Consider the following 7,767-nt stretch of genomic DNA (forward strand, 5'->3'; position numbering starts at 1 on the left):
CGGTTTTGGTAGCATTTGCTCCGGCTTTTGAACGCCAGTAATCTCGAAACTTTGCGATCTCAATTTTGATACGCTCTGGTGGCAAGCCCTCTGCAAGTGCAAAATCGTAATCGGGTTCGAAATCATCGGGTAATCGACAGCCTCGATGAGCTTTTGAACGTTTTGTTTTTTTGGGAACGCTTTCTTGCTCGTGAATGGGAGGTTTGTTTTCTACACCTGCTTCGATTTGTTCTGATTGGCTTTCAACAGCAGCAACTTCTGTTGGTTCGTTAACCAAATCGGTTGTTTCTAAATCTTCAAAATCGATTTCTTTTTTTGATAAAACGATAGTTTTATTTTTTTTATTATATATGTTTGTATTGTTTGTATTGTTTGTTATAGCATCACAAGCATCATGCTTAGCATCCTTAAGCATGCTGTTAGCGTCATGCTTAATATCACAAGCATCTTTTGTATTTTTATCCCATCTTGCCTTCGCTGCCTTCTGCGCTCTCTCTGAAAACTTATTCAAATTCTCATTAGAGTTGTTGAGTTCCTCTTCAACCTGTAAACTCCATAAACGACCGTCTTCTAAACGTATCAGTTTCTCATCACTCAATAAAAAATCTAGCGCTTTATTAAAAGCTTTTACTGAACAACCAGAAATGCGTGCTAATATAGAGGCATTCTCAAGAATTGGCTGTCTCTTCTTATACATAAGCAATATCAACATCATATAAGTCGATATTTGATGCGACGTCATTCCACTAGCATCAGATACCCAATCAGAAGGAAAACAACGAACCCAAGCTAACTTAGTTGACATATTTCCCCTCCTGTTCTTTATTATTTAGATCTTCATTGAAGTTATTAAGTTCTTCTTCAACTTTTAAACTCCATAAACGACCATCTTCTAAACGTATGATCTTCTCATCACGTAATAAGATGTCTAATGTCTTTTTTAGAATTCTCACTGAACAACCTGCCCACCTTGCTAATTTGGGAGCATCTTCAATAATAGGGCGGCGTTCTTCGTACATATATAAAACAAGAGTCATATAAAGACCCTTTTCCACTATGCTCATGCCACTAACATCAACAATCCATTGTGAAGAAAAAAGCCTCGTCCATGGCAACTTAGTTGACATACTTCACCTCCCTTTCTTCATTATCATTGCAAATGAAATTATCTAGCTCTTCATTAGAGTTATTGAGTTCCTCTTCAACTTGTAAACTCCACAAACGACCATCTTCTGAAAGAACAATGTGTCCAGTTTCTAATAAAAGATCTAATGCTCTCTGAAATCTTTTCACTGAACAGCCTGCCAATAAAGATAACACTTTAAAATTATTTGTAAGCGGCTCTCCAGTGCGAAGCATTTGAAATCGCAACTTAACATATATGAAACCTTCAAAAGGAGGCAAATATGCAAGATCAAGTAGCCACTTGTCTGCAAAAAGCCTCGTCCATGGCAACTTAGTTGACATGCATTGCCTCCTCTCTTTTCTTACTCCACCTTATATGCGCTGCTTTTGAAGCCCTTTCTGAAAGTTTACTGATGCTATAATCAAAAGCTAATGACCTATGCCATAAGTTCCCATTCTCTAAACGCGTGATGTAACCCATGCTTATTAAAGTCTCTAATGTCTTTTGAAACGTTTTTACTGAACACCCACACCAACTCGATAAATAAGACGCATTATTGATAAGAGGCGCTTTCTTATCATTCATAAGCAACAAAAGGGTTGTATAAACAGCTTTCTCTGTTGCTTTTAAGCCCATAAGCTCTTTTAAAAACTTATCTGTACTAAACTTTACACACGCTACTTTATTACTGGACATCATTCGTGATCTCCCTTTCTTTAATTAAATGTAAAATTGCTAAAGCATCCGCTTCATTATCATCACAAGGTGCGTGTCCTTTTGCACGCATTGCCTCTATCATCTCTTCTTTCGACGCATTCCCTTTCCCTGTTGTCGCTTTCTTAATCGTACCAACTGGAATGCCTTCATACGGTATCTGATGATGTTCACACCACGCTGTTAACGTTGCTAACAAGCCACCGTAAACATGCGCTGCATCGGTACCAACATGACGCCTCACCTCTTCAAAATACACCGCGTCAATGCCATCTGCTGTCTGCTTTATTTCTGTAAGCCATCTCTTAAAGCGTAAATAACGCATCCCACCGCCTTCAAAACGGCGTGATTTAAAATCAACGGTGCCACTAGTGATACCACCATCCTCACCACAAAGCGCCCACCCTGTCCTCGTACCTAGATCAAAACAAAGGATTGTATGAGACATTTAAATCACCTCTATCTGCTTTATGTGTGGTGCTTTAAACGACTTCTCTGCACACAATTTTGCTGCAATTCACACAATAGGAAATGTTAGGGTTAGATAATTTTTTGATTAGATGATTTTGCTCGTCTATTGTTTTGTCTTTTTCATCTAGCTCTTTTCTAAGCATTTTTATGGTTTTAAAAGCGCTATAAGCTGCATAACAAGATATAATAAGTGCAATAAAACCCATCTCTCTCCTCACTTACTTTTCTTCTTATTCTTATGAGAAGGCTTTTTTACAGATGCATCACGCTGCTTAAGCTCTTCTTTAAGCTTCTCTATTTCTGCATCGCGTGATTGAACTTCTGCTTTTAGTTCATCTATAATTTCGTTCTTCCGTTTGAACGCTTCATCATACGCATCTATCTTTTGATGCAGTTCTTTAAGATCCGCATCACATTCATCAATGGTCTGCTTGGTTTTCTTTAAAAACTTGATATCTTTTTCTGCAATTTCTCTCTCAAGCTCTGCAATTTGGACTTGAAACTTTTCAATCTGCCCTGCAAGTTGCTTAAACTTATCCCGATAATGCAATGCAAAACGAAACATCACCCCGCTAAAAAGCAAAGCTCCAAACACCACAAACACAACTATCGCTATCATTTCATGTGAACTCATCTTGATCTCCATTAATTTTTATGAGAGCGGTCATCACAACCAATCTGTTTTGCCTCGCATTCCATTAAGAAAAGCAGGCAACAAGCCGCATGTGCCAAGTGTGATAAATCACTCTCAGCATCCTTCTTTTCTCCACCAAACCATGCTAATAAATGACGCAAAGCTGCTCCGTGAAACCGGCTCCAATGCATGCCATTACGCCAGTTGTTGGCTCCGTATTTCTTTGCTCCAAACTCTAAAACACGACCGATTTCCATCAGTGCTAAAGGCGGTATAAGATCTACACGAGGCTTACCATCATCATTCTTATGCGCTTCATTTGCGTTCTTTGAAGGTAGGTAAACTTCATCGTTATCTCGAAAATATTCAGTACCTTTAACCTCACCATAACCAAAAATCTTGGCATTACCAGAAAACCCGCCTCCTCCATAGATCACAGCCTTCCCCGCAACCCAGCAATTGCCATAGTGTGATAAGTTGATTTCATTTTCTATAAAACCACCCAAATCACCCGCTTTAACATCTCCAAAATCCTTTAATGCTCTAATTCTGTGAAGTGTTTTTCCATCAACTTCAATTGTCTCATCAGTAAGTTCGTATTTCTTTTTTACAGACATCATCATCTCCTAAGGCTGCAAACGGTCGCACGCGCTATCAACGCCACTGCTCTTGCAAATTTTCGACAATGGGGGGCTGGCTTGCTCACATAATGATTTTAAAAGATAAGCAACCGCTCCTCTTGAAGGAACGCCATATTTTTCCCAACGCCATACCGTTGATTTGTTAACGCCTAATAACGCCGCCATTTCGTCCAGCGTAAGATTAAGCTGTTTTCTTAGTTTTTTTACTTCTGTCTTATCCATAAAAAATAATGTGCAATATGCACAGACAAAAGTCAAGTCGAAAAGCACATATAATATGTGCATTATGAATGGAAAGGAGTTGACAGAATGCAAGAACAAAAGCCCGATCAAGCTATACGCTTAACAGAAGCAAGAATTGCCAAAGGATTTAAATCTGCTCGAGCTGCCGCTCAATATTATGGCTGGTCATATTACACTTATATACAACATGAACAAGGAGTTCGCGGTATCAATAAAGCCGCAAGTCGATACGCAAAAGCTTTTAACGTAAGTACAGGTTGGTTATTGACTGGTGAAGGACAGGGTATAAAAACAAAATCTACAACTGCTCTTTCAGACCGCGAACTTCAAGAAGAAGTTTTTAATGCTCTAAAAGATATATCTCCTGAAAAACAGCAGTGGCTTCTTCGCATTTTAGATACTTTAAAAGACGAAGAATAATAATTAATCTTCTCTTTTTATCTATACTAAGCTTATTCACTGCCTCCATTATAAGATAAGCGGTATCATTCATTTTATATATCCTAAAATAATATATTACTTACATAGATATGTTCATCTTGCACATTTTTTTGTTGACATATGTGCAATATGCGCATACATATGCCTCATATCTTATAAATTAGCTACTGCCAATAGGCTCTATGGAGGCAATTGTGGAAAAACCAGTTTTCATAAATTCTGATGAAATTCTCTTAGTCATTTGCGAAGATGAAACAGAAAACCTCGCGCAATATGGACCTTTCTTCGAAGAAAAAGACATTATCGACTTTATTAATGAAGCCGATAATGCCGTCCAAATCTTCCGCGTTGAACCCGCAACTAACCGGTGTGAAGATATCTCTGAAGAGATCGCTGAGTTCTATGTAAACCATAACAGAGAGCATCTTAATAAGCACTCTAAGGTTCATAGCTTTATTCGGGAAAGTGAAGCTTTCAATCAACTTTTAGATGATTTAGCCAAAGAAGAATACACTGATAAAGTCTACGGGACTTATGAAGAGCAAAACAGTTTACGCCCTTCCGATGTCCTTCCAGACTATCCAAATTACTCAATATACTCAAAGCGTTTCTAACAGCGCCACCATTCTCCCTCGTTAAATTCATTGGAGTAAACCTATGAACACACATGACAATAATAATGAAGAGAATGAACACTATCTCCTATCAGAAGATGAAGTAAAAGACAGAACCGGTTATGTCCAAATGGTGAGTGCCCATGCTATGCATAAACGCTTACAATTAAAAAAAGATTTTGACACTTGGTTTAATGAACATGTCGAAAAACTTAATCTGAAAGAGGGCGTGCATTTTATTTTTGTAAAAAAAGAAGGCGATAGAAAAAAGGTTTGTAAAAAATCTGAAATCGACCCAAACGCTACGGATAGTCATCTCTTTAAAATTTACGCAGCAAAAGAAGTGCTCGAAGCAGAACCGCATCGAAACCAAGTGGTCATCTTAAAACAAATATTGAGTCCTTATTGGTAACTAACGAGGAGATCAGAAAAATGGATAATCCTATCGCTATCGCAAAGAACACCATTAACGAAGAAATCGTTCAAACCGTCAATGCTCGTGACTTGCATGCTTTTTTAGAAAGCAAACAAGATTTCTCTACTTGGATAAAAAAGCGTATCATGACATATGCTTTTCTTCAGGGCAAAGACTTTATTCGCTTCCACAAAAAAATGGAGGCGAACAATGCCATAGCAGTAGACTATTATCTCACTTTAGACATGGCAAAAGAACTCGCCATGGTAGAGCGTAATAAAAAAGGTAAGCAAGCAAGAGAATATTTTATCGAATGCGAACGGCGTGCAAAGCAAATAACACCAGCACAAATCGATTATTCAAGTCCACAAGCTATGATTGGCTTTTTGAATTACCTACAAGGACAAATTGATCAAAAAGACAGTATTATTGAAGACTTAACACCAAAAGCCATGGCTCTTGAAAGCTTGCAACGCGCAGATGGGCTCTTCGGTCTTACTGAAGCCGCTAAAGTTCTTGAGATACAACCAAAACAATTCATTCAATTTTTGCAGCAAAAAGGTTGGGTTTATCGACGCACTTTCGGGGCTCCTTTGTTACCTTACCAAGATAAAATCCAAAAAGGATTGATGGATTGCCCAACCCAAACCATTCAAACTTCAGAAGGGACTGAAAAAGTCGTACCTGCTGCAAAAATAACCACTAAAGGCATCGGTGTGCTCTCTCAAGAGCTTAAAAGACAATGCATGCATTAAAAGGACAACTAAGATGACAAATTCCACTTTTTTAACAACCATAGCAAGTAAATATGGCTTCTCTCATGACGAGTTTCGAAAGACTATTATCAAAACTTGTATCAATCAGCACTTCTCTGATGAAGAATTCGCTGCTTTTATCTCTGTTGCTAATACTTATGGACTGAATCCTCTCACTAAAGAGATCTATGCTCTCCCTAAACGAGGCGGCGGCATTATACCTGTTGTCTCTATCGACGGGTGGATTAAGATCATTAAGTCTAATCCTCAATTTGATGGCATGACATTTCAAGACCAACTCGATAAAGAGGGTAATCTCATTGCTATCAAATGTGCTATTCGTCTCAAAGGCATTAAAGATCCTATCGAAGTCACTGAATATTTAAATGAATGCAAACAAAAAAGTGACACTTGGCAAAAATACCCTGCTCGTATGTTACGCCATAAAGCTACGATACAATGCGCTCGCTATGCTTTCGGGTTTTCTGGCATTTATGAAGAAGATGAAGCTAAACGTATTAATGACACCACACCTGTACAACTTGTTTCTTATGAGATGCTTGAACAAATCAAAGGGTTAATTAAAGAAACTGAAACAAATGAAGATAATCTTCTCTTTTACGCAAAGGTAGAAAACCTAACAGATCTGTCTTGTGAAAAAGCACAAGAGGTTTTAGAGCTGTTGGAAAAAAAGAAAAATATTCAAAGAGAAAGAGCTCTACAATATCTCCCACAACAAGAACAAACAGATACACCTACACAAGATGCCGAATATATTCATATCCAAGATCTTGAATATGCTCCAATGTCTCACGAACAACAAACGGCGGTGTGAAATGCAACAAAGAACAGCAGAATGGTTTCAAGCCCGTTTAGGTAAAGTCACCGCTTCAAATATTTATAACATACTTAGCAAAACAGCAAAGGGAACGCCTACAAGCAAATATGAAGATTACAAAATCAAACTCATGACAGAGCGTTTAACTGGAGAAATAAGTCAATCTTATATAACACCCGCTATGCAATGGGGTATTGAGCATGAAGAGGAGGCTCTCAAAGAATATGCTTTCATTTATGATACACAAATCACTCAATGTGGCTTTATTCAACACCCTACAATTCAAATGGCAGGGGCAAGCCCCGATGGACTGATTGATAAAGATGGCTTAATCGAAATCAAATGTCCTCAATCAAGCAACCATTTGCGCTTCTTTATGGATAATGAGATCAAACCGGAATATCTTGCACAAATGCAATTCCAAATGGCTTGTACGGGACGTAAATGGTGTGATTTTATCAGTTATGACCCACGTTTTACGGGCAATTCATCTCTCTTTCGTATGAAAATCAAACGCATCCACCGTGATGACAAACAAATTGAACAAATCAATCAAGCGGTTGAAAGCTTTTTAACTGAAATAGAACAAGAGATCCAAAGAATCTCAACAAAAGCCGCCTAATCGCTTATGGGGGTGCTTTGTTCATTGTATGCCTCCTAGCACCCCCGCCCCTTTCATAACAAATTTCAATCAATTCGTGATTCACGACACGGATAAATTGCATCTTAAATGTAAGGAGAAATATATGGCGCCTCGTCCAGCTACCATAACACAACCAGCCATTGCACGTGCTTTAAGAGAAGCTAAAAAGCAAGGGTGCGAACTCATAGAAATCAAACCTACTGGGGAATTACTTATCTATCTTAAATCCGAT

At 38.3% G+C, this 7,767-nt stretch carries 14 protein-coding genes and 1 pseudogene; 6 read left to right on the forward strand and 9 right to left on the reverse strand.

Translation table 11 applies throughout. From position 1 onward, the window contains the following. From PVV69_RS08605 to PVV69_RS08645, 9 genes and pseudogenes are all read right to left on the reverse strand, one after another. On the reverse strand, positions 1-805 hold an 805-nt coding region (locus PVV69_RS08605; protein WP_273757185.1), incomplete at its 3' end, for a DUF1376 domain-containing protein. Further along, entirely contained in the window at positions 795-1,127 is a 333-nt protein-coding gene (locus tag PVV69_RS08610) for a DUF1376 domain-containing protein (RefSeq protein WP_273722022.1), read from the reverse strand. The genes PVV69_RS08605 and PVV69_RS08610, both read right to left, overlap by 11 nt. Positions 1,128-1,167: 40 nt before the next feature. Next, positions 1,168-1,467, reverse strand: a pseudogene (locus PVV69_RS08615) (DUF1376 domain-containing protein); the annotation flags it as partial. Then, positions 1,457-1,822, reverse strand: coding sequence for a helix-turn-helix domain-containing protein (locus PVV69_RS08620; RefSeq protein ID WP_273722028.1), 366 nt, complete (start codon positions 1,820-1,822; stop codon positions 1,457-1,459). The gene PVV69_RS08620 and the pseudogene PVV69_RS08615, both read right to left, overlap by 11 nt. Further along, the gene (locus tag PVV69_RS08625) at positions 1,812-2,288 is read right to left on the reverse strand and encodes a crossover junction endodeoxyribonuclease RuvC (protein ID WP_273757186.1); all 477 of its coding nucleotides are present in this window, start codon (positions 2,286-2,288) and stop codon (positions 1,812-1,814) included. Before PVV69_RS08625 ends, PVV69_RS08620 begins: the two co-directional genes overlap by 11 nt. Positions 2,289-2,322: 34 nt before the next feature. Further along, the gene (locus PVV69_RS08630; RefSeq protein WP_273757187.1) at positions 2,323-2,517 is read right to left on the reverse strand and encodes a hypothetical protein; all 195 of its coding nucleotides are present in this window, start codon (positions 2,515-2,517) and stop codon (positions 2,323-2,325) included. An 8-nt stretch (positions 2,518-2,525) separates the two neighbouring features. Next, the gene (locus PVV69_RS08635; RefSeq protein ID WP_273757188.1) at positions 2,526-2,945 is read right to left on the reverse strand and encodes a hypothetical protein; all 420 of its coding nucleotides are present in this window, start codon (positions 2,943-2,945) and stop codon (positions 2,526-2,528) included. A gap of 11 nt (positions 2,946-2,956) precedes the next feature. Further along, the gene (locus PVV69_RS08640; RefSeq protein ID WP_273757189.1) at positions 2,957-3,562 is read right to left on the reverse strand and encodes a dATP/dGTP diphosphohydrolase domain-containing protein; all 606 of its coding nucleotides are present in this window, start codon (positions 3,560-3,562) and stop codon (positions 2,957-2,959) included. A gap of 9 nt (positions 3,563-3,571) precedes the next feature. Then, positions 3,572-3,871, reverse strand: a complete 300-nt coding sequence (locus PVV69_RS08645) for a helix-turn-helix domain-containing protein (protein WP_342753436.1) — start codon at positions 3,869-3,871, stop codon at positions 3,572-3,574. A gap of 24 nt (positions 3,872-3,895) precedes the next feature. Here PVV69_RS08645 and PVV69_RS08650 point away from each other — a divergent pair, with 24 nt between their 5' ends. From PVV69_RS08650 to PVV69_RS08675, 6 genes are all read left to right on the forward strand, one after another. Next, the gene (locus PVV69_RS08650) at positions 3,896-4,249 is read left to right on the forward strand and encodes a helix-turn-helix domain-containing protein (protein ID WP_241440827.1); all 354 of its coding nucleotides are present in this window, start codon (positions 3,896-3,898) and stop codon (positions 4,247-4,249) included. Positions 4,250-4,464: 215 nt separating this feature from the next. Continuing rightward, on the forward strand, positions 4,465-4,884 hold the full coding sequence (locus PVV69_RS08655) for a hypothetical protein (protein WP_273757191.1): 420 nt from the start codon (positions 4,465-4,467) through the stop codon (positions 4,882-4,884). 43 nt (positions 4,885-4,927) lie between these two features. Next, positions 4,928-5,296 (forward strand): antA/AntB antirepressor family protein, encoded by a 369-nt coding sequence (locus tag PVV69_RS08660; protein ID WP_273757192.1) that lies wholly within the window; start codon positions 4,928-4,930, stop codon positions 5,294-5,296. A gap of 20 nt (positions 5,297-5,316) precedes the next feature. Then, complete coding sequence (locus tag PVV69_RS08665) at positions 5,317-6,054, forward strand: antA/AntB antirepressor family protein (RefSeq protein ID WP_273757193.1); 738 nt, start codon at positions 5,317-5,319, stop codon at positions 6,052-6,054. Between the two features lie 13 nt (positions 6,055-6,067). Further along, positions 6,068-6,889 carry a phage recombination protein Bet gene (bet, locus tag PVV69_RS08670; RefSeq protein WP_273757194.1) on the forward strand — a complete coding sequence of 274 codons (822 nt, stop codon included), beginning with the start codon at positions 6,068-6,070 and terminating at the stop codon, positions 6,887-6,889. Position 6,890: 1 nt separating this feature from the next. Then, the gene (locus PVV69_RS08675; RefSeq protein ID WP_273757195.1) at positions 6,891-7,514 is read left to right on the forward strand and encodes a lambda exonuclease family protein; all 624 of its coding nucleotides are present in this window, start codon (positions 6,891-6,893) and stop codon (positions 7,512-7,514) included. Positions 7,515-7,767 lie beyond the last annotated feature (253 nt).

The organism is Bartonella sp. MM73XJBT (assembly GCF_028618465.1).
GTDB lineage: Bacteria > Pseudomonadota > Alphaproteobacteria > Rhizobiales > Rhizobiaceae > Bartonella.

Excerpts from the sequence above, each read along its gene's own strand:
- PVV69_RS08610 (WP_273722022.1), bottom strand. The coding sequence starts at position 1,127 with ATGTCAACTAAGTTGCCATGGACGAGGCTTTTTTCTTCACAATGGATT.
- PVV69_RS08620 (WP_273722028.1), bottom strand. The coding sequence starts at position 1,822 with ATGTCCAGTAATAAAGTAGCGTGTGTAAAGTTTAGTACAGATAAGTTT.
- PVV69_RS08625 (WP_273757186.1), bottom strand. The coding sequence starts at position 2,288 with ATGTCTCATACAATCCTTTGTTTTGATCTAGGTACGAGGACAGGGTGG.
- PVV69_RS08630 (WP_273757187.1), bottom strand. The coding sequence starts at position 2,517 with ATGGGTTTTATTGCACTTATTATATCTTGTTATGCAGCTTATAGCGCT.
- PVV69_RS08635 (WP_273757188.1), bottom strand. The coding sequence starts at position 2,945 with ATGAGTTCACATGAAATGATAGCGATAGTTGTGTTTGTGGTGTTTGGA.
- PVV69_RS08640 (WP_273757189.1), bottom strand. The coding sequence starts at position 3,562 with ATGTCTGTAAAAAAGAAATACGAACTTACTGATGAGACAATTGAAGTT.
- PVV69_RS08645 (WP_342753436.1), bottom strand. The coding sequence starts at position 3,871 with ATGCACATATTATATGTGCTTTTCGACTTGACTTTTGTCTGTGCATAT.
- PVV69_RS08650 (WP_241440827.1), top strand. The coding sequence starts at position 3,896 with ATGCAAGAACAAAAGCCCGATCAAGCTATACGCTTAACAGAAGCAAGA.
- PVV69_RS08660 (WP_273757192.1), top strand. The coding sequence starts at position 4,928 with ATGAACACACATGACAATAATAATGAAGAGAATGAACACTATCTCCTA.
- PVV69_RS08665 (WP_273757193.1), top strand. The coding sequence starts at position 5,317 with ATGGATAATCCTATCGCTATCGCAAAGAACACCATTAACGAAGAAATC.
- bet (WP_273757194.1), top strand. The coding sequence starts at position 6,068 with ATGACAAATTCCACTTTTTTAACAACCATAGCAAGTAAATATGGCTTC.
- PVV69_RS08675 (WP_273757195.1), top strand. The coding sequence starts at position 6,891 with ATGCAACAAAGAACAGCAGAATGGTTTCAAGCCCGTTTAGGTAAAGTC.